Annotated in this window: 18 protein-coding genes; 3 read left to right on the top strand and 15 right to left on the bottom strand. The window is 42.4% G+C overall.

What is annotated here, in order from left to right; all coding sequences use genetic code 11:
• Nucleotides 1–24 precede the first annotated feature (24 nt).
• From J2X69_RS23150 to J2X69_RS23130, 5 genes are all read right to left on the bottom strand, one after another.
• Nucleotides 25–1,176 (bottom strand): ABC transporter permease, encoded by a 1,152-nt coding sequence (locus J2X69_RS23150; RefSeq protein WP_310108731.1) that lies wholly within the window; start codon nt 1,174–1,176, stop codon nt 25–27.
• Nucleotides 1,166–2,140 carry a biotin/lipoyl-binding protein gene (locus J2X69_RS23145; RefSeq protein WP_310108729.1) on the bottom strand — a complete coding sequence of 325 codons (975 nt, stop codon included), beginning with the start codon at nt 2,138–2,140 and terminating at the stop codon, nt 1,166–1,168. The genes J2X69_RS23150 and J2X69_RS23145 overlap by 11 nt, the downstream gene beginning before the upstream one ends.
• 66 nt (nt 2,141–2,206) lie before the next feature.
• Nucleotides 2,207–3,583: a TolC family protein gene (locus tag J2X69_RS23140; RefSeq protein ID WP_310108728.1), complete on the bottom strand. Its 1,377-nt coding sequence runs from the start codon at nt 3,581–3,583 to the stop codon at nt 2,207–2,209.
• 297 nt (nt 3,584–3,880) lie between these two features.
• On the bottom strand, nt 3,881–4,447 hold the full coding sequence (locus tag J2X69_RS23135) for a Crp/Fnr family transcriptional regulator (protein ID WP_310108725.1): 567 nt from the start codon (nt 4,445–4,447) through the stop codon (nt 3,881–3,883).
• 316 nt (nt 4,448–4,763) lie between these two features.
• Nucleotides 4,764–5,444 carry an ERCC4 domain-containing protein gene (locus J2X69_RS23130; protein WP_310108724.1) on the bottom strand — a complete coding sequence of 227 codons (681 nt, stop codon included), beginning with the start codon at nt 5,442–5,444 and terminating at the stop codon, nt 4,764–4,766.
• A 148-nt stretch (nt 5,445–5,592) separates the two neighbouring features.
• Here J2X69_RS23130 and J2X69_RS23125 point away from each other — a divergent pair, with 148 nt between their 5' ends.
• Nucleotides 5,593–6,798, top strand: coding sequence for a VCBS repeat-containing protein (locus J2X69_RS23125; protein ID WP_310108723.1), 1,206 nt, complete (start codon nt 5,593–5,595; stop codon nt 6,796–6,798).
• Between the two features lie 1,139 nt (nt 6,799–7,937).
• Here J2X69_RS23125 and J2X69_RS23120 read toward each other — a convergent pair.
• On the bottom strand, nt 7,938–10,346 hold the full coding sequence (locus tag J2X69_RS23120; protein WP_310108722.1) for an ABC transporter permease: 2,409 nt from the start codon (nt 10,344–10,346) through the stop codon (nt 7,938–7,940).
• Nucleotides 10,347–10,647: 301 nt separating this feature from the next.
• Nucleotides 10,648–12,915 carry a TonB-dependent receptor domain-containing protein gene (locus J2X69_RS23115; RefSeq protein WP_310108719.1) on the bottom strand — a complete coding sequence of 756 codons (2,268 nt, stop codon included), beginning with the start codon at nt 12,913–12,915 and terminating at the stop codon, nt 10,648–10,650.
• Between the two features lie 7 nt (nt 12,916–12,922).
• On the opposite strand from J2X69_RS23115, the gene J2X69_RS23110 reads away from it, so the two are divergent.
• Nucleotides 12,923–13,234 carry a hypothetical protein gene (locus J2X69_RS23110; RefSeq protein WP_310108716.1) on the top strand — a complete coding sequence of 104 codons (312 nt, stop codon included), beginning with the start codon at nt 12,923–12,925 and terminating at the stop codon, nt 13,232–13,234.
• 732 nt (nt 13,235–13,966) lie between these two features.
• On the opposite strand, the gene J2X69_RS23105 is transcribed toward J2X69_RS23110, so the two are convergent.
• The 8 genes from J2X69_RS23105 to J2X69_RS23070 form a co-directional block, all read right to left on the bottom strand.
• Nucleotides 13,967–14,386 (bottom strand): DUF2147 domain-containing protein, encoded by a 420-nt coding sequence (locus J2X69_RS23105; protein WP_310108712.1) that lies wholly within the window; start codon nt 14,384–14,386, stop codon nt 13,967–13,969.
• A 131-nt stretch (nt 14,387–14,517) separates the two neighbouring features.
• Complete coding sequence (locus J2X69_RS23100; protein WP_310108710.1) at nt 14,518–15,078, bottom strand: hypothetical protein; 561 nt, start codon at nt 15,076–15,078, stop codon at nt 14,518–14,520.
• A 240-nt stretch (nt 15,079–15,318) separates the two neighbouring features.
• Complete coding sequence (locus J2X69_RS23095) at nt 15,319–16,668, bottom strand: TolC family protein (protein WP_310108707.1); 1,350 nt, start codon at nt 16,666–16,668, stop codon at nt 15,319–15,321.
• Nucleotides 16,652–19,744, bottom strand: a complete 3,093-nt coding sequence (locus J2X69_RS23090) for an efflux RND transporter permease subunit (protein ID WP_310108703.1) — start codon at nt 19,742–19,744, stop codon at nt 16,652–16,654. Before J2X69_RS23090 ends, J2X69_RS23095 begins: the two co-directional genes overlap by 17 nt.
• On the bottom strand, nt 19,741–20,793 hold the full coding sequence (locus J2X69_RS23085; protein WP_310108701.1) for an efflux RND transporter periplasmic adaptor subunit: 1,053 nt from the start codon (nt 20,791–20,793) through the stop codon (nt 19,741–19,743). Before J2X69_RS23085 ends, J2X69_RS23090 begins: the two co-directional genes overlap by 4 nt.
• 11 nt (nt 20,794–20,804) lie before the next feature.
• On the bottom strand, nt 20,805–21,197 hold the full coding sequence (locus J2X69_RS23080) for a hypothetical protein (RefSeq protein WP_310108698.1): 393 nt from the start codon (nt 21,195–21,197) through the stop codon (nt 20,805–20,807).
• A 262-nt stretch (nt 21,198–21,459) separates the two neighbouring features.
• Complete coding sequence (locus tag J2X69_RS23075; RefSeq protein WP_310108695.1) at nt 21,460–22,026, bottom strand: Crp/Fnr family transcriptional regulator; 567 nt, start codon at nt 22,024–22,026, stop codon at nt 21,460–21,462.
• A gap of 1,086 nt (nt 22,027–23,112) precedes the next feature.
• Complete coding sequence (locus J2X69_RS23070) at nt 23,113–25,521, bottom strand: ABC transporter permease (RefSeq protein WP_310108692.1); 2,409 nt, start codon at nt 25,519–25,521, stop codon at nt 23,113–23,115.
• Nucleotides 25,522–25,557: 36 nt separating this feature from the next.
• On the opposite strand from J2X69_RS23070, the gene J2X69_RS23065 reads away from it, so the two are divergent.
• On the top strand, nt 25,558–25,748 hold a 191-nt coding region (locus J2X69_RS23065), incomplete at its 3' end, for a hypothetical protein (protein WP_310108689.1).

Genomic DNA, 25,748 nt, shown 5'->3' with positions numbered 1-25,748 from the left:
TGATACATTCTCCCAAAAGGATTTTTAGTTTTTTTGGGAAATCCTCCATCTAAGCCCCAGAATACTCAATAGTAAAAACACAGACGCTATTGTCAGCAATCCTCCTATTGATGGCCAGAGCACGTCCCCTCCTGCTCCATATACCGCAACACTTCTATAACCTTCCAGAAAATGAGTCAGGGGAATACATGCCGCGACACTTTGTATCCATTGGGGCATCTCGCTTAAGGGCCAGGTAAACCCACTCAGAACAAAACTTGGAGTTGCTATCACCATCAGAATCTCAGTAGCTTTCAACTGGCTTGGAATCAAAATACTTACAAAAATCCCCATAAATGTCACTGCGACAATGAATACCGCAATAAGTGACATCAACTGAATCCAACTTCCCTCTATAGCAACCTGGAAGTATGCATACATACCAGCCATCATTGCCAAAACAAGCCCACCCAGTATCCAAAAAAACACTGACTTGATCCCGATAGCATTGAATATACCTCCTGATTCAGACACAAAGCCCCCCAAAGTCCCTTCTTCAGTCTCTCTGGCAAAGCTCAAGGCCATAGCCAGTAAAAACACCTGCTGCAGGATCGTTGCCAACATTCCAGGCCAAAGAAAGCTAAGGTAGTTTGCGGATGGATTGAATTTCCTCTCATAATTTACTTTGAATGGCTCATATTGAACCATTGCCATCTCTGCGGGCATGCCTTTCTTGAGCAAGGACTGGATCTCAATCCCCGCACTGAGTGTGCCCAACACCACTTGAATGCCCCTAGAGGCATAGTTGGCGGTAAGGATATTGGCAGTACTGACCTCTACCACCAGTTCCGGTGCAGACTGTCTGTATATCCCCTTCTCAAAACCTTCCGGTATCCATACCAAGGCATGAATATTACCTTCCGAGAAAGCGCTTCTACTATTCACTCCCTGGGGAAGCACTTTGGACACCCTTAGGTTTTCCTGATCATCCAGAGCTTCGATAATCTTATCAGACAAAACACTGTTATCTTCATCCACCACCCATATTGGCAAGTTTTCAGGCTTGGCTTTTTGGTATACAAGCCCAAACAGCAAGCCATATGCAAGAGGTGCCCCAAAGAATATGGCGAGGATCACTGAGTTGCTTCTCAGTAAGCCCAGCTCTCTTTTCAGTAAACCCAAAAATCTATTTCGCATTTTCAACCTCGTTTATAAGCACACGGCTGCCGGAAAGCCATTTGTTTGGATCAAGTTTTTCCTGAGGTTCCAGCTTCAGTTCATACTGACTTTGGTCATGGTCCCAACCGGGATAATTAGTGGTTTTATCAGCATATCTTGTCAGTTGCTTGATTGACACTACCCGTACAGACACTTCCTGCCCTACTGCCGTTGCTTTTGCCTTCAGCTCCTTTCCTATAGGAAAATCTCCTACCTTGGTTTCGGGGATAGTCAGTCTGAGGTACACCTTTTCATGGTCAAACCCTGTAAAGATTGGGTAACCTGCCATTGCCAGTTCCCCTTCGCTTACCGAGATAGTCTCGACTCTAAATGCCTTTGGTGCGGTGACGTACCTTTCTGCCCAAGCCACATTGGCCTCTTCCTTAGCTCCTTTGGCCCGTTCGTATTGCCCCAATGCCATCTGAACCTGTTCGTTTCTCACTCCTTTTTTTACCTCTTCCAACTTGGCCTGTGCAGCATCATGCTGGGCTTTGGCTCCTTTATATTTGGCGTTCACCTCATCGAATTGCTGACTCGAAATCAACGAATCACTGTACATTGCCTCCATCCGTCTGTAGGCTTTTTCCGCAAACAAATACTGCTCCTCATAGCCTTCCACGTTGGCAACAGCTTGCCTGAGCTGCTCATGGGTAGCCCCATTTATCGCCATCCTGTACTGAGCCTCTGCTGAGGTCAGTGCGCCTTCAGCCTGTGACAGCTTTGCCTTGACTTCAGGAAAGTCTAAAACAGCCAAGGTATCTCCCGCTCCGACTTCCTGCCCTTCATGGACATACACCCTATCCACCCGTCCGGGATATTTGGTGACTACGGTTACGGTCTCTCTTTTGACTCTTCCCTCCAAGATCTCTTCTTTGGGAGACATGCATGCGGTAAACCCCAGTAACAAGAGGTAAATACCTGATTTTTGATAGATGCTTTGCATAATATTTTTTTTAGATCTTTCTTAATTGAATGGATAGCTCCATGTGACCAATGTGCATATTGCTCCTTACTGTATTGCCAGTTGGTCCATGCTAAGTCTTCCTTTTCCTTCCAGCACTTTCAAGGCAGCCTGACGTTGGTTATAAAGTGCCTGTGTCCATTCCAACATGGCTTCTTGGTAGTCGCTCTCGGCTGTGAGTAATTCCGATAGTTTGATCAACCCCAGAGAAAATTCTTTTTTGGCAATTTCAAGCTGTTTGTCTGCTATTTCCGTGGCTTTCCGGGAGAGCTTGAGCTGTACCTCGGACTGTCGGTAATCCTGTATGGATTTTTCCTCCGCCAATGCCAGTAACTCTTCCGTCTCCGCAATCCTTTCGGATAGCATTCTTTGCTCAACTTTGGCTTTTTTGATGGCATGATTTGTATGAAGCCCATCAAAAATCTCCCATTTGAGACCTACCCCCACATATGCTGAAGGATAGATTGTGACATTTCCTATCTGATCGTAGCGAAATCCGGAGAATGCTGCCACTTTGGGAATATGGTTTGATTTTATTGCCTTGTATTTCCACTGCTCTGCTTCGTATGCCGAATTAAGAGCTTTCAGCTCGGCCCTGTCTTCAAACCCACCGTCCAATTGGACTTTCCTCTCGGCCGAATTGATCTCCAACTGATCCAAACGGAGATCCTTCACCCCTGTCAATTGTGATAGCTTCCGCTCCAAAATGGATTTGCTGTTGGCAAGTTCTTCCTGCTTTGCTTCCAGCTTAAGCATAGCCAAGGTGATCTTCTCGAGTTCATGTCTTGGAATGAGCCCGTTCCCAAATGCACTTTCTGCAGTCAGCTTCTGTCTATCCAATCTTTCAGCGGCATTGACCAACACCTCTTCTGACTGCCTGATCAGCAGTGCGCGGTCATAATAAGATGCAAACTCCAATAGAAGCTCCGTAGAATGCATTTCTTTTTGGGCATTGACGACTGATTTCTTTTGCTCCAATGCCTTCATATATCTGGGAACTTTCAGGCCCGAAAACAAAACCATATTGGCTGAAATATTAGCTCCCCAGTAGTTATTACCCATTGAAAATTTACTTGTTTCGGGGATGATATCGGGAGATATCGGTATGGGAAGCTGCTCTAGGGCGGGCAAAACTGAACCCAAATGGGGAGTTAGCAAACTCCTAGTCTGTAGCTCCATGTCAGAGCGAAATGCAGCATATCCTCCTGCCAGTTCCAACTTGGGGAGGTAGGTCGATTTCAACATCTGCTTCTCGATTTGCACCAGCTCTAATTGGGAATCCATCTGCGATTTTTGATGACTTCGCTGTTCTGCCAGCCCTGCCAACTCCTCAAAAGTCCATCGCTCCTGCCCATAGGCAAACTGTGTACACGTCAATGCAATCAGCAACAATAGGCTTTTTGATATTATTCTAAAATTATCCATAGTCATTTTATTTCTATTATTCGGAAAATACTGAATGACACTACAATCCTGACTCCGCATCAGAAGTATTCAAAAGAGAAGGTGACAAAGAGACACATTACTTCTCTTCATGGAAACCATTCGCACTGACCAAACCTACTATGCAGCAAATGCCCCTATTTGATAACCTCTAGCCCCCGTTAACAATGGGAATCCCTTCCACAAAACTTCTTATATAATGCTTATTCAACGATGCAAAATTAGATTGGCGACCTGTGGATTCTTTTGATTTACATCAAAAAGGCAAAACTTAAAAAACTATTGTTTCTTGGAACGAATCCTACTTAAAGTCTCTTGAGTAATTCCCAAATAGGAAGCTATATGGCCCAAGGGAGCTCTCAAAATAATAGCAGGCTGTCTTTCATGCAATGTATCATACCTTTCTTGGGCGTTTTGAAACTGCAAGGCCACAATCCTGTAACTTGACTTCAATAAAAAATGTAATAGAAAATGGCTTTTTACTTTCTCCATTTCAGGAAATCCCGCAAGCATATCGTCCAACCCCTCTCTGCTCAAGCTATACAAAACACAATCCTCCAAAAGCTCTATAGAATAATTTGATGGAGTTCCTTCGAAAAAACTTTCGGGAACTGTCAGCATATCTCCCTCAGTGTAAAAGCTATAAGTAATCTCCTTGCCGCGCTGATTGTAGTAAAACACCCTAGCCATTCCCTTCTCTATAAAATAAATCAAGCGGGCGGTATTTCCTGCTTGATGCAGAATATTTCCCTTGGGTTTCTTCTCTACGCACACCTTATTAAGTATCTCTTGTCTTGTTTCCTTAGAAAGTCTTACAATTTGATCCAAATAATTCAGTAAGGTCATATGAGCTCGTAATCTTGGTTAAATAAGGTGCTATAAAGAATTCCAAATATACAGACAAAGTACTTGGCATACTTATCCCCATCAACAGTTAAAGGCACGCTTCATCGGTTGTATAGAATTCCTATTACAAAAATAACAGATCTATTTATATAGAATAAATTACGATTTTATATAGGAACTGAACTGACATGCAGTTTTAAGTATATCCAAGTACATCTTAGCACTAAAAATGGCAATCCATGAAAATCGGATTTTTCTACGAGTCTAATCAGTAGGACTCATTACTTTGTTTGGCAAAGCCACCTCATCCTACCATTCATTTCTTCAAAACCTCGATCAGACTATTTACGGTCTTTGTTCCTATCCCCTGCACATTCAGTAGTTCTTCCTCACCGGCGGTAAACACCCCACGAAGATTTCCAAATTTCATCAGCAGCCTTTCTGCCTTATCTACACCAATCCCCGGGAATCCTTCCAAAACATGGATTTTTTGTGCTAACAGGGGATCGCTTTTCACTCTTGAAGAGGTAGGTCTGGGATAAAACCGCTGTTCTTCCAGTCTATCCCCAGTGAGTTGTTTGAAGCTCTGAAGCATGACCTGTACCGTTTCCTTGATATTTTTAGTCCGTAATACCGGAAGTCTGAATGCCAGTGACAAGGAGAGCAGGATTCCCTGAAGAGCCTGAGGGGAAAAGTCCGTATGCTTGAAATCCCTGTTTTTCCCCTCTAAAATAAGACAGGCAGGGGTTCGGCAATTGACCAGCTTTCCCGCCTGTCTGAACAATCTTCCATCCTTGATGGAAAGGCAAAAATCAGGGATAGTCTTCCTCTCTACCAAAAAATCCCCGTCAAAAAGATAATCTCCTATTGCCAGCCGCTGCCGATGAATGATCATATTGCCCAATTTTCGAAACTCTTGTTCCAAAGCAGTCGGTTCCCTATCATCAATAGTGACCTGTAGAGGAAAATAGTAAGAAGATTTCAACAAATTGGGCATAGGATTACCAAGCTTACAGAATCCAATTTACGGGATACGAAGTGACTTTGCCAGCCTTCATCTGAAATTGATTTTAGCTGTTCACTCCTAATGTTGGATTCTTGCTCCTTGCTACTCTAAGGACAAATCTCCTCAACTCCTCGCCGGCATGTCATTTTTAAAAATCTTATATTTACCTGAACCCAAACACGATAAGATGATCTCCATCCCACTCCTATTGACAACCCTAGCGTTCCAGTTTGCCCCTAATCCCACATTTGTTGCACAGGAAATTGATAATAATGTCTCTATTGGTTACGGCCTAGCTATAGGTGATGTGGATGGTGATGGCAAGCCCGACATACTGCTTGCTGACAAAAATGAAATTGTTTGGTACAGGAATGGAGATTGGAAGAAATTTGTCATGGTAGAGAACCTTACTGAGTCAGACAATGTGTGCATTGCGGCAAGGGATGTAAATGGAGACGGAAAAGTAGAAGTAGCGATAGGTGCCCAGTGGAATCCAGGGGAAACAACTGATCCGGAAAAATCGGGAGCAGTCTTTTTTTTAGACAGACCGGAGGATCCTACAGAGCAATGGACAGCTATTCCCCTACATCATGAACCCACCACCCATAGAATGCAATGGATCAAATCCGGTGACGCAGTCCATCTGATCGTACTGCCTCTCCATGGAAGAGGTAATCAAAACGGCGAAGGAGTCGGTGTGAAGGTAATCGCCTATGAGTACCCGGCTGATCCTCTAGAGAAATGGAACTATGAGGTGATTGATGACAGTATGCATATGACCCATAATCTGGAAATAGTAAAAGATGAAAAAGGAGAATCCATTCTCATAGGAGGTAAAGAAGGCGTGAAGCGTTTAAACTATCAGGCAGGAAATTGGCAAAATAAAGTCTTGGAAATCCCCGGAAATCCAGGAATCGGAGAGCTAAGAATGGGAGACTTTTCGGGCAAGAAAATCCTGACTACAGTAGAGCCTATGCACGGAAATAGCGTAGTTGCTTACGAGGGAATCAACTTATCCGAAAATACAGGAAATATCCGTCGATATGTATTAAACGCGGAGTTAAAGGAAGGGCATGCTTTGGCTATCGATGATTTCACCGCATCCGGGATTCCGCAGATTGCAGTGGGTTGGAGAAACGCAAATGAGGAAGGTGATTTTGGGATTAAATTATTTTATCCAAAGAATGAATCCTTTTCAGACTTTGATGAGGTATGGATTGATAAAAACGGAATGGCATGTGAAGATCTCCAAGTAGCAGATTTAGACGGTGATGGGAAGCCGGACCTTATAGCATCCGGAAGATCCACGGGCAACCTTAAGATCTATTGGAATAAAAGCCAGTAGCTTTTTACAGCCCACACTTCTACCTGATATTAATAAAAGGTACAGAGACTGTCTCATAAGTAGGTTTTCTTGTCAGGCTGAGTAAGAAAAATTTAAGATTTACAAATGAATAATGACGGAAAGTGATGTAGAAATAAAGTTGTGTCAGTCCGAGCACCTGACCGACGAGAGTCGGGAAGTACGAAGGGTCCTCGTTCCTTCAGACTCCCGTCTTCCGGGTGCTCGGACTGACACAACATTTGCACGCTTTTTTGAATTCCGTCATTGGTAGCAGCTTGCCTCGCCTTGGCGGGAAGTCGAAGCCTTTTATACCCAAACTAAGCACATTTCGACTTCCTGCCCTCCGGGAGGCGGGCGCTCAACCTGCCTGACGGCAGTCAGGTGTGACAATTATGAGTTATAAGACAGCCTCTTCTTTAATGAATCCTATCTTTGCCAGTCTATGATCAGACCTGTGATCTCATGTCCAAGCACCAACCCCTCAGAAGCCGTAGCACAACCCCGAACCATCTACTGATCACTCCCACAACTAGTATGATTATTCGCAATGCCGACGGATTTATTCTATTGTCTTTATCAGATAGTTTAGAAACTCTTTGTCTCTTCTTGACTCTAAATTCTAGAATCTTGATACTTTCAGACGATGGTTAAAGATTAATTGGTTGTATAATCTTCATTACCTGCCCTCCGGGAGGCGGGTTCGGCATTCATCATTCAGCATTCTCTATTTAGATCTTGACTCTATGTTCCAGACTCTTGCTTCTTGCTACTAATGTCTTGATACTGCCAAACGGACGATTAAAGGTTAAGAAGTTAAAGAATTAAAGATTAAGGCTTAAAACACTAAAGATCAACTGGTTGTATAATCTTCATTATTCGGCTTTCATCATTCGATATTCAATATTTCCAGACTGTTGACCTTAACTGAACACTAATAAAAGAGATTGCTTCACTCCTTCGTCGTTCGAAATGACGCTCCGAACTGATCTCTGCTCTTGACTCTCGTTTCTTGCTACTAATGTCTAGATACTTTGTACTTGATACTTGCTACTTCAATAAACAGATTGCCACACTCCTTCGTCGTTCGAAATGACGCCTCACTTAAACCTGATCACTGCAAACTGACCACTGATTACTAATTACTCGCTCTTCAAACTGTCCACAGGATTCATCAGTGCGGCTTTGAACGCCTGCGAACTTACCGTCGCCAAGGCAATCAGAATAGCAACCAATCCCGATACTGCAAAAACCCACCATTCAATAGCAATACGGTAAGCGAAATCCTCAATCCACCTATCCACCACATACCAGGAAACGGGCACGGCAATTACGATAGCGATCAGAACCAGTTTGATAAAATCCTTGGAAAGTATGGTCACAACTGTAGCCACAGAAGCGCCCAACACTTTGCGTATGCCGATTTCTTTCACCCGCTGCTCCAAAGTGAAAGACACCAACCCAAATAACCCAAGACAGGATATCAAAATAGAAAGACCCGTCAGCATGCCTACAATACTATTTACCGTGCGGTCGGCTCTATACAATTCTGCGAAGTGATCATCCAGAAACCGGTATTCAAATTCCCGCTCAGGTATCCGGGAATTCCAGATGGATTCAATTTGGGCGAGTGCTTCAGGAACATTCTCACCGCTTATTTTTACAGACAATTCTTCAAACCCCCAATTGCGCTGATTAAAAATTGTCAGTGTTTCTATTTTATGATGCAGGGAATTAAAATTGAAATCCCTGACAACTCCCACTATTCTTCCTGCCGAATCCATACCGTTAAATCCAAACCGGGAACCTATCAATGATTCTATGTCCTTGCCTTCGCCATCCTTTAGAATCAGCTCATTCGCCAGGGATTCATTGATCAAATAAGTGTTTCCGTTATCCGCTTCGCTGTCATTGAAATTCCTTCCTGCTATCAATTCTATCTCATACACATTTAAAAAGTCAGGATCCACCACCACTTGGGAGGTAGCCAGATTTACGGCTGGCCCTACCCCATGAAAGGTAATCCCTGTCTGATGAAGGTTGTTTCCCAATCGCTGCCCTGATGCGGTTACTTCCTCCACCTGTGAACTTCCTAGCAATGCCTGTTTCAATGTCTCATAACGATCGGTATAACGTCCACCAAAGGGGATGGTAATAATTTGCTCATGCCTAAATCCCAGGTCTTTTTCCTGCATAAATCTTACTTGACGTGAAGCAAACAGGGTTGAAATAATCAGAAAAATAGCACAGCTAAACTGTACTACCACCAATACATTTCTAAAATCAGCCTTTCTTTTTCCCGTCTCGGGGGAGCCTTTCAATACTTTCACGGGCTTAAAGCCGGAAAGGTAAATAGCAGGATACAAACCGGAAAGGATCCCTACCAAAACAGCACCAAGCAGGATTCCTCCAAAGAAAAGTGGATCATTAAACAATGGAAATTCGAGTTTCCGTTGACTAAATTGATTTAAAAATGGTAATGCCAAATAGACGAATACCACTGCCAGCACCATCGCCATCAGACTTATGACAATGGATTCACCGATAAACTGTAAGTACAATTGGGACTTGGAAGCACCCGAAGCTTTCCTCACGCCGATCTCCATAGCTCGGCTGACTGATTTGGCAGAAGATAAATTCACAAAATTGATCCCTGCTATAAAAAGAACGATCAGCGCGATGTAGAAAAATATCCGGGTATAAGCTCCATCAAACTTTTGATAATTGATATAATCATGGGTGATGTCCGTAGAACCGGCATGTACCTCGCTTAAAGGCTGAAGGAATAGCTCGTAGCCCTTGGCTCTTTCCTCTCCCATATGAGAAGAAAGAAAAGCCGGGAATTTTGATTCCATTGCGTCAATATCCGCTCCTTCCCCCAATTCCAGATAAGTAGTCAGCCAATTATTTCCCCAGTTCATCATTGCCTGTGGACCTACGTAGCTACTGAATGAAGTAAGTCCTTCAAATTTCAGGTGGGAATTTTCCGGAATGTTTGCCAATACCGCCGTGACGGTGTAAGAGACGGTATCTTGTTCGGCAAGTGTGAGAACTTTTCCTATGGGAGATTCTTCACCAAAAATTTTCTCTGCACCTTTCTGTGTCAGAACAATACTATAAGGCTCCCTCAACGCGGGACTTGGATTTCCTTCTAATAATTTAAAATCAAAAAGCTGAAAAAAGGAGGAATCTGCCCAGAAGGTATCTGAAAGCATGGCTTCTGAACCCTGATAAGTAAACCTGAGCTCTCCTCCCGGTCTTACTCTGGTGAAATTTGTGATTTCAGGAAATTCTTCCAGTAGAGTCGATCCCATAGGATACATGGATAAGGCAACTTTTTGGGGAGCCACCATTCCTTCCCACTTCTGCACCTCATCCAGACGGTAGATATTCTTGGTATGAATGCTGTCAAAATCCCGCTCATAATTCACAAATAGCATAATCAGAATACAAACAGCCATCCCTATGGACAGTCCGGCAATATTCAGAAAGGAGAAAAGGGTATTTTTCCTAAGATTTCTAAAGGCGATTTTCAGGTAGTTTTTAAGCATTGTATGAGGATTGGGAAATTGGGAAGACTTATCCTTTGTGGCAGATTGAAACACTGTAAGATTAGGAGTTGTAATATTTACTTACGACTCCTGTTTCTACTATCCAGTGCTGGTTATTGACCACTTTCATGCCATATGCAACCTCTCAAATTCTGCTGCTTAGGCATAATAAACACGAATTCCCATAAATTCATCGAACAATTTTGACCGCTCACGGGCAAATCAAAAAAAAGAGCCGTTCCAATTTCTCGGAACGGCTCAACCCAGCACTAGGTGCTAGCGTCTGAAAAAACTTGTCTGCTTAGAATTTAAATTCGTAACCGGCAGTGATAAATCTCGGTATTCCAGCTCTGATTCCCTGAGGTCTTCTGTTGGCAATGTATCGCGCGTCAGTCAGGTTTTTTATGCTCACATTGAACCTTGAGCTCCATTTCTTCACATCGTAACTAACCATCGCATCGACTACAGTGTAGGCATCTATCTTACCGTTCCTCCCGTCTAATGAAGGTAATTTACTGTTTAATTCATCTGTAAATTGCTCCCCTACGTAATTCAAAGATATCCTAGCACCAATTCCGGAATTCGTCTCAAAAGTCAATGCTGAGTTAACAAACCAGTTGGGTGCATAAGGCGTTCTGTTCCCATTGACATTTACCTCACTGATAAATCTATCTGCTGCATAGGTTGACATAGCATAGGTAGCATTGACATCGTACGTCAACTTTGTCTTGGAGAAACCGAATAAATTGCTCAAATCAAAAACCAACGCAGACTCAACACCTCTGTGTCTTGTGGCTCCTGCATTTATTACTCCGAACCCTTGTCCACCGGCAGATTCCGAAACCGGAATGATCTGATTACTGAAATCCATATAGAACCCGGTCATTTCCATGAATAACCAATTTGACAATTCTGATCTAAAACCAAGTTCATAATTCCAACTTTCTTCCGCATCCAAATCCAGCACATCACCAAGTTCCGTGATCGCATCTTTTGTTCTTGGAGGAGCATAACCTTTATGTACACCGCCAAACAAGTTTACTTTTCCGGTTGGTCTGTAATTGAAACCCATTCCCGGAATAATTTCATGGATCACATTTCCTGCAATCAAGACTGTATCTCTAACACCTATGCCAGCAAAGCTTCTTCTTCTGATGTCTCTTTCGTAATCGAAGTTTTCATACCGCACACCCACATTCAAATCAACCTTCTCAGACAGCGCAAATTTATTTTGGACATAAGCTGCAAAAGCATTTCCGGTTCTCACTTCATCCTCAACAAGGTTACCGCTTTTTACGCCTGCTTGTGTTCCGTTGATTCTCTGTTCATTGGCTTGCTCCCACAGTAATCTTGTGCCTACCGTCAGTTCATTCTTCAAATTAAAAAGTCTGTGATCTACTTCCAATCTTGGCTCAATACCTCCGACAGCAAACTGCCTATCTCTATTTCCTGTGGAATTTCTCATAAAGATCGCTCCACCGGGGATATTTGTATCTCCCCAAACTACCCCTGTCCAATTAGCCGGAGGCGTATTGGTATCATTGATGGTAAAATCCTGTCTATTCCAGTTTCTGGTAGTAGTGTAGGCATAAGCAATGGTATTCAATCTCACATTCTCGTTGAATCGGTACTTATGGCTAAAGCTGATAGAATATCTCGATACATCAAGCTGATCATCCGGAGCCATTCTGACAAAATCCTGCCCTCCCTGATCATACATCACTTGATTCAAGCCAATATAGGTAGAATTCGAAACTTCGTTATATATCCCCAATTTCAATCCCAACTCGGATTTTTCATTGATCTTGAATAAGAATTTTGTGTTGAAATCCGTGATATCGAAGCTTGTAGATCCTACTTTATCAGCTCTTTTCTTCAATAAATTCACCTGCATTCCGGTATTCCCGAAGGTATTTCCATAATTCACCAAACCTGAAAAATAGCCACCCTGTCCTCCTTGGATTCTAATAGAGCCTTCTTGCTCTTGGGGAGGATTTGGCGAAATATAATTCACAACACCACCAATGGTCTGGGGGCCATAAAGAATCTGTCCTGAACCTTTCAATATCTCCACACCGGCCATTCTGTCTATTGCCGGAGTATAGTACATTTCCGGCTCTCCGTAAGGTGAAAGTGCTACCGGTACACCGTCTTCCAGTATAAGCACTGATCTACTTCTATCCGGATCCAATCCCCTGATCCCGATATTTACCCGCATACCTACCCCTTCTTCATCCACTACATGGACTCCGGGAGACCTTCTCAAAACTTCGTTTCCACTGATTGGAGAAATAGTGCTCAATTCTCTTTGATCAATGTAGGTAACAGAACCCGGCACTTTACTGAAAACTCTGTCTTTAGCCCCAATCACAGTAATTTGAGGCATTTGGGCATCAGATTCCGTGAAAACCAATTCCAATCGACTTATCTGACCACCTTTGACCGTGATATCTCTGAGGAAAGCTTTATAACCAACAGCCGAAACTTTAATGGTATAGTCCCCATCCTCCAAATCAAAAATCTGAAATGATCCATCCAAATTTGTGTAAGTGCCCTTTACCGTTCCCAAAACTGCAATGTTAGCAAAAGGTACAACCTCTCCACTGGCGGTTTTTATTATTCCGGCAATCACCAATGATTTCTCATCATTTTCATTTTTCGCTTCCGATCGTATGGATTGGCTAAAAAAAAGCCCTAAAAAGCAAACAAAAGCAATGATCCTTGTATTTGTAAATTTACCCATCAACTATTCTTATTTAGATTTAGTACAATTATCCCGCGAAAATATCCACTATTTAAATTTAATCCAAATAAGAGTAAAAAAGATTGTTGATTCATCCGCCATAATGCGGCACGGCTATAGTCGTTGGGCAGGAGATGATGGTTAGGGGTTAAAGGATTAAAGATTAAGAGTTTAAGGGTTAATTGGTTAATTGGTTAATTGGTTAAAGGTTAAAGGTTAAAAGTTTAATGGTTAAGAGATTAAAGATTAACCGATTGTCTAATCTTCATTATTCGGCATTCATCATTCAGCATTCTCTATTTAGATCTTGACTCTATGTTCTAGAATCTTGATACTTGATACTTTCACACAATGATTAAAAGTTTAAGGGTTAAAAGATTAAAGGTTAACCGGTTGTCTAATCTTCATTATTCGGCATTCATCATTCGGCATTCAATATTTCTGGACTTTTGAGCTTAACTGAATACTAACAAAACAGATTGCCACACTCCTCCGTCGTCCGCAATGACGCTCTACTGGAAGCTGATCACTGCAAACTGACCACTGAAGACTACTCACTCTTCAAACTCTCCACCGAATTCATCAGTGCCGTTTTAATAATCTGAAAGCTTAATATCAAACCGGACAGCAGCAAAATAACTACTCCGGAAATTAAAAATGTACCCATTCCTATTTCTATCCAGTTGGCAAACTGATGAAGTCAGCCTTCCAGTGCCATGTAAGTAGCGGAACTACTAATACTCTCCTACTGTCAAAAGCTCTTCCAAATCCCCCCTACTCTTTGGCAAATCTTATATTATAAGCAACCATGTATTGGTTTTGTTGACCAAAGATGTGGCTTGCAGGTATCGATGGCTCCAGTTTTTAGACTAAGCTATTATTTTTCCCTTTTCCAAACCGTTGTCCGCCCAAATGCGGAAAACCCCACAAAACCCCGCATGTTGAGATCCCCGTCCTTTGTCAAAGTAAGTTTTCCGCTATAGGTCTTGCCGCTCTCGGGATCATAAACAGTGCCTTTTTCCCATGTGCCGCTTCCTGTATACACAAAGTCTTTTAGAATTACTTTTCCTACTACCTTGTTTTTTCGCTCTTTTTCATCCGGATTGTTTTTGTCTAAAGCTCCGGATTCTTTTGTCCAGATCAAGGTGCCGTTATATTTGTCTCCATTTTTAGTAATGTCAACTTTCCCTTTGTTTCCTTCTGTATTATAAGTGCCGATAATTTTATCCGCATCAGAGGATTGCGCAGTGGCTATTGCAGAGATAAATAATAGAAGTACAGTGATAATCTTATTCATTTTTTTTTTATTTTTTAAGTTTCTGATAATCATTTAATTATATTCACTTTATTAAATCATAAATTATAATGGTAAAATTAGGGCTTGATTTTGGTAAAACTTTTAAGATAGATTAAAAACCACCCCTTAAGTTAGTATGATCGGACATTTCTGGCCGGTATCTGATACACCAGACCTATACCGGCAAAAGGGATCATTTTCCAATTAACCAAATTTTCCAACCTATCTGAAAGGGTAGGTGTCACAGTGGCTAGAAGTATCTCTGCCAGGCGACTCGTTCTTTGGGAATCGATATGGACAAAGGAATGCATTGTGGTCGCAACTCCTATGTCTACCCCTAGTTTTAAACTCTTTTGTTTATTGACAGGAAATTCATACCCCCCTTTTACAAGTAGCTGTAAAGCATTAGGGCGAGGAGAAATCAAATAATTGCTGTACAAATCTGAAAACACAGCACTATTGCCCGTAAGATCGTCCAGAGTCTCCCTCAATCCTATATTCTGCGAAGCAATTGCCTCTACAAGCTCTTTGGATGATTTGTCCTTTATTTGATACCTGACCAGATTGATGCCCACATCTAAATTCCAGTTTTTATAAAACCATTGCGTCCCCAAACCAAACCCTAATTCGCCTTTTAGGTTTGCTTTGAGATACTCCTTTCCTATTTCATTGTCTTCAATGGATGTTTCCATAATGAATTGGTTGTAATTAGAGGGAGTAACCCCTAACTGGGAATAAATCCTCAAAGAAGAAAGGCTTTCGTCAAGTTGAAAATTGTAACCTAAACGCAGATAGTGCTGATATGGGACAAGCGTACCGACAGACCATGAGAATTCCGGTATTTGCTGACAACGGGCTGAATTGATAAATAGAACACATGATAGCAGGGCTAAAGGAAAACTTATTTTTCGTTTGTTCATTGCTGTTCACATCTATTTTGAATTGGTGAGCAGTGCCAATTCAGCCTTTGCAACTTTATAGCTCATTACTGCTCCATACAGATCTGCCTCAGACTTTGCCAGAGCGGATTCTATTTCCAATACATTGATCGGCTTGCCAAGGCCTGTTTCCTTGCGGTCTAGTTCAATTTTCAGTTCTGCTTTGCGATAGCTTACCGCTTTTTGGGCAACACCAATCAGTTCTTCGGCCTGCTTCATTTTTCGGTATGCTTTTTCTACGGATACCAGCAACTGCTTTTGTACATAGATTTCATTTTCTGCGGCCTGCTGTTGGATATACTTCCTTTGGTTCAGTGTTTGTTTGTTGATAAACAAGTCCTGAATGTTCCATCTAAAGTTTGCGCCTATAAAAGGATTGTTGGTAGGAAAAATAACATTCCCCTGCTGGTACGTATATCCGCCAATGAGGCCGATCTCGGGCAGGTTGCTTTGTTGTGCGGCCTTAATCCCCAAGTCGGATTTTTGTTTCTGCAGTTTGGTTATTTCCAAATCCACATTGTTTAGATTCGCATCTTCCTGATATTCATATAAGCTTTTGCCTAAGTCGATGTTCAAATCTTCATATGCAAGCACTATTTCTTCGGATGTAATCCCGGTCACTTGTTTAAATTCGGCTACGTAATCCTCTTCCTGAAATTTCAGCATCAGCAACTCCTGCTCTTCATCGGCAATGAGCGCCCTTAAGCCCACTTCGTTTACGTCAATGGTTTTTCCTGCCAATAATGCACTTTGTAAATCGTACAGGTTTAGTTCGGCTATTTCTATGTTTTTTTGAGCTTCCTCCATTCGTTTGCGAACTGCCAATATGCCATAGTACAACTGTTCTACCGCATAAGTAATCTGCAAGGTTGCTTTTGACTGTTCGAGAGAAGTAATGGAAAAATCGGTTTTTGCAATATCAACTCCTGTTTTTATTTTCCCCAATTGTGTGATGGGCTGGTAAACGGACACCCCGGCATTAAATGTATGGTGTTCGCCCAGTTCAAACGACTCATCTGTGGCAGGCAGTGGGATAACTGCCCCCCCCATAGGCAACTCACCAAAGGATCCGCCAGGTATTGTTAATTGCCCGACATTTACATTATACTGATAGGCAGAATTGAGCATAACCACAGGCGAATTTCTAATTTTGGCCTCCTTTATTTTCGCTTCCTGCTCCGATGCCTGCAATTTTTTAATGTTTAACAGGTTGTTGTTCTGCAAAGTCACTTCTATGGCTTTGTTGAGCGTTAGCGTTTCTGACTGCTGCGCCATAGTGTTGTGGGAAACATGGATGCCCAACAGCAACACAGCTATTTTGAATATATTATATTGCTTGTTCATCAATTTGATTTTTAGTTTTTTCGGAATTCGGAACTATCCAAGACATGTAGAACACCGGAACGGAAAGCAAGGCAATCAGCATCCCCCATACTACACCAAACGCTATTACACTTGCCAGCGGGCTCCACATCGGTGAGCCTGAAAGTATCATCGGCATTACACCAATGGCCGATGCCATTGCCGTAAGAAATATGGGACGCAGCCTGCGTTTGCCACTTTCAATGGTAGCAGTACGCAGATCCATTCCGTTATGCTTTACCAACTCATGGATATGGTCGATCAGGATGATGGCGTTACGTACCACAACTCCCGTAAGGCTTATCAACCCTACAAAGGCGGTAAAACCAAAGTTGTTGCCCGTAACCCACAAGCCCACCAATGCACCAAACAAACTCAGCGGAATGGTAAGCATGACGATTCCTGTTTCCTTCAGGTTATTCAATTGAAACAACAGTGTGAAAAATATCAGCAAAAGACTAATGCCAAGAACCAGCATCATTTCGGAAAATGTTTCCTTTTGATTGGCATCTTCGCCACCGTAACTGATGCTGTAACCTATGGGTAAATCGAGTGCTGAAATTTCAGGCTGTATGGCTTTGAGCAACTGTGAGGGCAATACGCCCCCTTGGGTTTCGCTTTGGACGGTAAGGGACCTCAGGCCGTTGCGGTGCATTATTCTTCCGGTTCTCCATACGGGGTTCAGTTCGGCAATCTGTTCCAACGGAACGTTTGCCCCGGTGACAGGAGAGCTCAGGTATACTTTGCCAATGTCGCTGGCTGACTGGCGGCTATTTTCATCTAATCGAAATACCACTTTCACTGCGTTGTTTCCTTCCCGGATAGTGGTAACAGGCGCTCCTGAAAATCCCGCATAAACACTCTTGGCAACGGCTTCTGTGGTAAAGCCCAGCCGTTCGGCTTCGGGTTTTAGCTGAATGTCCAATCCGTAATAATCTTCTTTAAAATCATCACGTACATAGGCGCTACCTTCTTTGGACTTAAGTATGGCTCCTACCTGTTGACCAATTTCTTTCAGAAAAGCGATGTTTTCCCCATAAATCTGCACTTCAACGGGTGCTTTTAATGGTTTGCCTTGCTGCATCAGGCGTACCTGTGCCGACCCCTCGGGAACAGCTGCTTCCACCTTCCGAGACAGTTCTCCAGCAAGGGACTCAGCCGCTTCCACATCAGTGGTATTCAGCATAATCTGGGCATAATTCGTCACGGGTACCTCAGGCGAAAAATTGTAGTAGAAACGGGGTGCGGAAGTGCCAATGAATGTGGCATAATCCAATACCCGTTCATCATATTTAACCAGATCTTCCAGTTTTTGGATGGCATTTTCAGTGGCGTCCAAATTCGTTCCGGTGGGCATCCAAAGCTCCACCACAAACTGGTTCCGTTCTGCGGCGGGAAAAAATTGCTGTTTGATACCAAATTTATAAAGCAAAAGCGCAAGTACGAGAGGTGCTATGCTCAGGGATATCGTGAGTTTTGGGCGGGCAATGCACCAGTCAAGCAGTCTGTCGTAGCCCGACTGCATTTTGTCCAAAAAGTTGTCCTTCTTTTTGGTTGCCTCGTCCGGGCTGTGCAGTCCCTTTTTTATAAATGTATAGCATAGCAGTGGCGTAAGCACCATTGCCACCAGAAAAGAAGAAACCAGGGCAATGGTAACAGTCAAAGGTAACGTACGGATAAATTCGCCTACCACGCCCGAGAGCATTACCATGGGCATAAAGGCAAAGACAATCGTTATCGTTGCCACAAAGATGGGGATAACCAATTCGCTTGCGCTTTTCCAGGCTGCCTCCCAACGGCTCATGCCTTTGTCCAATAGCTCCAGGTAATTATCCGCCACCACAATGGCATCGTCCACCACCATGCCCAACACGACGATCAGGGCAGCCAAGGATACCTGATGCAGTTCTATGCCAAAGACATTCATTAAGGCCAGGGTCAATGCGATAGTCATTGGAATTGCTGTTGCCGCCACCATGGCAATGCGGAACGGAAGCAACAGCAGAATGACGATTACAACCGCTATGATTGCGACAAAAAATTCACTGATAAAATGGGAAATATTATGGTCAACCACTTTTGGCTGGTCCGCAATGGTGGTAATGTTGATATTGGAAGGGATTGTTTTTCTAAACTGAGCCAATTTTTCATTCACACTATCCCCGAATTTCACAATGTTGTTTCCCGGAAGCATTTGAATACTTACAATCAAAGCATAGTCATCGTTTACTTTTATTTTGCTTGTGGGATCGGCATAAGTCCTGCTGAAAGTGGCGACATCTTTTAACCGGATGATGGAGCCCGTACTTGAAGAACCAATAATTTGATTGGCCAATTCTCCCTGTGTGGCATAAAACCCTTTGGTATATAAAGGCACTTGAAAAGTGGATAGTTCTATGTTTCCTGTCGGATAAATGTCATTCTGGGATTGCAGGATTTTCATTACGTCCTGCAGCTTGATGCCGTATTGCGCCAGTTGTGCCGAATTGGCTGTTACCAATATCTGCTCGTCAATATCGCCGCTTCGTTTTATTTTTGATACGGTAGGTATAGTGCGTAATAGGTTTTCCAGCCTTTGTGCATACTGCTTCAGTTGATCATAGGGGATGTCCGTTCCCGAAATACCCAGTATCATTGCCTCTGTGTCTCCAAAATCGGAGTTTACGATGGGGCCAATAACCCCATCAGGCAAATCGGTCTGTTTGGTAAGCATCAATTGCTGGCGCAATTTGCTCCAAAACACATCGGGCTGCTTCACGTTGTCGTTCAGCTCTACGGTGATGACCACTTTCCCTTCTTCTGAGGAAGAAACCGTTTTGGCTTTCTTCACTTCTTCAAACCGGAATAGGGATTCTTCCAATTTCTTTGTTACCTGTTCTTCCACCTGTACAGAGCTTGCTCCGGGGTAGAAGGCGATAACAAGTCCTTGGGGAACAGTAATCTGAGGGTCTTCTCTGCGGGACATATTAAACAGGGAATAAACCCCGACCACAAGAAACAGGAACAGAACGGTAAGTGTTACCTGCTTATATTTTAATGCTTTTTCTACAAAGTTCATCGGATTGAATTATTGGTGATTGTAATGTTGCTACCGTTGGTCAGCCTCTGTTGCCCGCCTGTCACGATGGTTTCGCCTACAGACAAGCCCGATATAATTTCTACCCTATCGCCAAAAAATCCACCGACACTTATGTCCCGCTGAAATGCATGTCCATTATCGGAAACAAAAATATAGGGACGCCCTTCAGGCGTTCGTAAGATTGCCGAGGCCGGAACAGCTATCAGGGATTTTTGCTGTGATGAAGGCAATGAAACTTCCGCAATCATTCCGGGACGGATGGACAGTGTTGGATTTGCCACTTCAATTTTTATGGTAAAAGCCCTTGTAGTAGCATCGGCTACACTGCCCACTTCTGTGACTTTTCCCGTAACCGTCTCGTTCAATGCGCTAATCCTTACCTGTGCGGATTGACCAATACTGATCTGATTGAGCTGATTTTCCGGAATGTAGGCGTTAACTTTTACGGTACTTATATCAGATACTACCAAAACCGGCATGCCCGAAGCAACTATTTCCCCTGTTTCAGCAAGCTTCCTCAGCAATACCCCGCTAAATGGTGCGTGCAACTTAGTATCGGACAGATTTTGACTGTGTAGTTTTTGCTGCGCTTTTGCTCCCTGCAAGGTGAAATCAATTTTATTGAAATCGCTTTCGCTGATGCTTTTGCGCTCATACATTGTTTTGAGACGGTTGTATTCGTCTGTTGCCTGGCTGACCTGCACATCAGCAATTTCTTTGGCTATGCTGTAATTGATTGGATCAAGTGCAGCGATTAGCTGGTTTTTGGCAATAGGCTGGCCTTCCGCCACATTGATTTGGCTGATCTTCCCGGCAACCATAAAGCCCAGCTTTGCGGTTTTATTGCCTTCTATATTACCGCTTACCGCTACATCCTGTGAAAATGACGTTTCACTGACTTCTTCTGTGATTACGGCGTTCGTTTTTTGTTCTACACCCTCGTTGTTATCGCTTTTGCAGGCATTTAGCCCAAATGTGGCGACAAATAGCAGAGCAGTATAAAATGCACCATGTTTCTTGTTTTTCATCTTATTTTTCATTAAAAACTTTGACCTATAAATGATATATCCGTTTGATTTACACCCAGATAAAGTAGCTGCGATAGAATTTCTTCCTGCCATTCTTCTTTTATGGAGATGTAAAATTTTATGTGTTTTTTGGTATTGGTATTGAGGATAATTTCTAAATAGGGTTGCTTAGGGGAATCTTTAAAATAACCAATAACACTTGATGGGAAACGGGTTGTGAGCACCTTGATTTGCTCTTTGAAAATAAAAGGGTCGTTACCTGAAAAATAAAGCAGTGAGATGTGATTATTCTGTTCCTGCTCATTTTTCAACAGGTTCAAAATTTCGGGATATAGCCTATCCATTCCATCATTATCTGAAATGAATGCGTTGTGGCAGGAATTGTAGGAAATACGGTTTTGCATCACATCCATTTTATGATGCAAAACTGTCCATACTAAACGAGACGATTTTTAAGCTATCTTAAAAAATGATAATGGCCTGTTTTATTTCTGAGTAGGCGTTCAACTACATTTATGTCATTGTAGAGGGGGTCTGGGATCCAATTGTCTCTACACCTACTTTTTTACGGATACTAAATACCCTACGACTGTCATTAAGGAATGATTTCCCCTGTTGAATCCATACTTGATTCCGGTGAGTGCATCCACACCGGCACGCCTGTCATTATATGGACTTTTCCGCCCTGATCACACTTAACGTCTGCTGTGTAATACCAAGATAGGAAGCAATATGTCCCAAGGGGGCACGAAGAAGAATGTTGGGGTGGGTTTCGACCAAAAAACTATACCTGTCCTTTGCAGTCTGAAACTGTAAGGAAAAGAGGTGGTCTGCAAGCTGTTTGATTACAGACACCATCAAATAGCGGGTCAATCTCTGTAATTTGACATCCGAATCAATAAAACCTTCAACCAATGAAAAATCAACAGATCTGATCACACTGTTCTCTAGTAACACTATATTATAACGGTAATCTTGATTTAGAAACACATTTTCTATAGGCATATACATAGCGCGCTCCTGAAAAAAATGATGGGTGATATCCTTGCCATCTTTCAGGTAAAAGAGTCTCATCAGTCCCTTTTCCATGTAAAACAGCTTCTTTGACTTACTGCCTTCCCTCAGCAATTCGTAGCCTTTGGGCAACTCCACCGTATCAAATAAACTATCCAACTGCTTTACCGTCTCTTCAGGCAATCCCACTGTTTGCTTAAAATATTCTGCTAATTCCATACTTGTTTGAGCTAGTTGATTTAATGATACGAATGTAATGTCAAAGTATCAACCCCGCATCAGAAGAATTAGACTCTAATTGGATTGACAAGAATTTTGGTAAAGATCATGATGACCAAACTTTTGATGTGTTTATAATTGTTTTTGTATTGTCTACCCGAATAATCGGGCAGGTTATGGAATCCCTTGGCAGGCAGGTCGCATGGCTCATAATCATCCCTGTGTGCTATCGGATCATGCCTGCCCGCAAGCAGGTGGAATCTTTGACGATTAATCCGCCAGCTGACGGAGCCCTGTGTGTTTTAATTATGATTTTAATCGTGTCGATTTCATCTGCTGAAAAGAGGCGGATTTACAAATAATTCTGAAAATTTTCGGTTTGAATTAAGAATTGTTATTTTCCGCATAGACGTCTCGGTGTGCATGGTTTTCGATATTTCGGAATTCATTATTAGTTCACTTTTAGATAAGTTAGATCACAAAACCAATGAGACTGCCGCACTCCTCCGTCGTTCGCAATGACGCTCCGAACTGATCTCTGCTCTTGACTCTTGTTTCCTGACTCTAAATTCTCCGTTCTAACATCTTGATTCCAGCTCTTGCTTCTTGCTACTAATGTCTTGATACTTGATACTTGATACTTGATACTGCCAAACGGCGACTAGAGATTAAAAGTTTAAGGGTTAAAAGATTAAAGGTTAACCGGTTGTCTAATCTTCATTATTCGGCATTCAATATTTCTGGACTGTTGAGCTTTACTGAATACTAACAAAACAGATTGCCACACTCCTTCGTCGTTCGCAATGACGCTCCGAACTGATCTCTGCTCTTGACTATTGTTTCCTGACTCTAAATTCTCGGTTCTAACGTCTCGATTCCAGACTCTTGATACTTCCAAATGGACGATTAAAGTTTAAGGGTTAAAAGATTAAAGGTTACCCGGTTGTCTAATCTTCATTATTCGTCATTCAATATTTCTGGACTGTTGGGCTTTATTGAATACTAACAAAAAAGATTGCCACACTCCTCCGTCGTCCGCAATGACGTTCCACTGGAAGCTGATCACTGCAAACTGACCACTGATGACTATTCACTCTTCAAACTCTCCACCGGATTCATCAGTGTCGTTTTAATAATCTGAAAGCTTAATATCAAACCGGACAGCAGCAAAATAACTACTCCGGAAATTAAAAATGTACCCATTCCTATTTCTATCCTGTTGGCAAACTGCTGAAGCCAGCCTTCCAATGCCATGTAGGTAATGGGAACTGTAAGTCCAAAGGCTATTAAAACCAGCAACAGAAACTCCTTGGAAAGTAAATAGGTGATTTCCCATTCCGATGCTCCCAGCACTTTCCTGATCCCAACTTCCTTGGTACGCTTGGCAGCAGAAAAAGTGATCAATCCGAACAAGCCCAAACTGCAGATTATAACAGCCAAAACAGTGAACAAACCTATAATCTTCCCTGCCCTCTCTTCAATTTGATAGAGGCTATTCAAACGCTCATCCATGAAAGAATACCTAAAGGAAGCTCCTGAATTCAGTTCAGACCAATAGGATTCTATTTTGGTAAGCGCCGCTTGGGGATTGCCCGGATTCAATTTTACAGAGACAAAAAGTTCGTATGAATCTTTACGGGAAAGGGCAATGGCCAGAGGCTTAACTTCATTCTTGAAATGTTCGAAATTAAAATTCCCGATCACTCCTATCACTTTGATTTTCTCTCCCACATGGTTTGTGAGATAGCTATCAATAAGTCCATCTTTCCCTAGCTGAGCTGCTGCCACTTGATTCAATAATACCGCAGCCGTATCTGTGGGAAAGTCTTCAGAGAAATTTCTTCCCTCCAATATTTCTATATCATAGGTACGAAGGAAGTCATAATCCGTATTTATCCAGTGAAACTGAAAATCCTTATCCTCTCCCTCCTTTCTGAACAGACTTAACGCATCAAACCTACTACCGGGTACTGCATAAGAAAATGATGCAGATTGAACTGCTGAAAGTGCCGTGAGTTTTTCTTTGAAAACGTCACGATTCCCCTCAAAAGAATAGGCCCCAGGCATGACTACTACGTTTTCTTTGGCAAAGCCGGGGTTCTTCTCCTGCATGTAAGCCAATTGCTCAAAAAGGGTGATAAAACATATCAGCAAACTTATGCTGACGGCATATTGAAAAACAATAAAAGGCTTATGAATGCCGCTTTTACTTTCGCTGTGTTTACCATTTGCCACGCCTTTTACAGCCTTAATTGTCTTGACTGAACCCAAGTAAAATGCAGGGTAAGCAGCCGAAAACAATATAATAACTGTCAGCAATCCCAGGAGTATAAATCCATAGTAAGGGGTACTGAATTCAGCTAAACTTAACTCCGTACCTACAAAATTATTGAACGGACCTATCACCATCGGTACCGCACTTATTGCCAATGTAAAAGCGATAGTGCAAAGCAATGTAGCTTCTACAAAGAACTGCTTTGCAAGCTCATTCTTTCCCGCTCCCAATGTTTTGCGTATACCTACTTCTTTTATTCTGCCAGTTGCACTTGAGATAAATAGATTGATAAAATTGATGATGACCAAGAAAAGGATTAAGAAGCCGGTAGTAGAAAATATCAGAATGTACTTCAGTGTCCCCTCCCTTACGAGGTGAATATCCAGAATAGGTTCAAGATAGTAGCCATATTGAGCCCTGTTGTTTTCCAGTTTGGCTATGGATGCTCCCAAATGCTTATTTAGCTGAGGCCATAGAAAATCCTCTTCAATTTGTTTAAATTTTGAATTAAGGGTCTCGATTTTAGTCCCTTCCTTTAGCACGACATAATTCACTATCCCAGCAGGCAACCAGGTTTCTTTACTATATCCGTTATTAATCAGTCCATGAATGGATACGATAGCATCAAACTGCAGATGGGATTTTTCCACAGGGGCTTCCAATACACCGGTAACCGTGTATTCTTCTCCGTCCAGAATAAGAGTCTTACCTAATGCTTGCTCGTGGAATACATTTTTTTGATCTGCAAATAATTGCTGTACGGCATTTTCGGAGATTACAATTGAGTTGGGTTCAGACAGTGCTGTTTGGGGATTTCCTGCCAGAAGGTTAAAATCAAACACATTAAAAAACTCCCCATCTGCGTGAAGGGTTCTAATCTCATCCACTATGCTGTCCTCATACCGAAATGAGTAATCAAAAGGGGCTGTGGTGCTTGTCAGGTGCTCCACTTCGGGAAATTGATCACGCATTTTTTCGGCTAAGGGCACCGCAGTTTCATGCCAATCGTAATCCTGATCTGCCATAAAGTAGTTATGGCGAATCATATATGTATTTTCTGCTTTGCTGTGAAATCTATCATACCCCACCTCATCCGCCACATAGAGGGAAATAAACAGCACAGTCAAAATCCCGAGTGCCAGTCCTACTATATTTATTCCTGAGAACAGTTTTTTATGCAAGGCATTTCTCCAGGCGATTTTCAGGTAGTTTTTTAGCATTTTGGTGAGATTGGAAGATCTTAATATTGGAAAATTATGGGTTCAGAAGTTAGAAAGCGGCAAGGTTTTAAGGTTGGAAAGTCATTTCTCCATATTTATTATATCTTAAATCTTGGCTATAGATTCTTGATTCTGACTCGTCCTGAATTGAGTTTACACAAAGTAAACTACTATGAAACGACAAAAAGAAAAAAAAACAAGGGGCATAGGATCTCTGAGTTGGGCAG

It is taken from the genome of Algoriphagus sp. 4150, assembly GCF_031457395.1.
Classification (GTDB): Bacteria; Bacteroidota; Bacteroidia; order Cytophagales; family Cyclobacteriaceae; genus Algoriphagus.
Note: the sequence above shows the minus strand (reverse complement) of the source record. Positions and strands in the feature narration are given on the sequence as shown.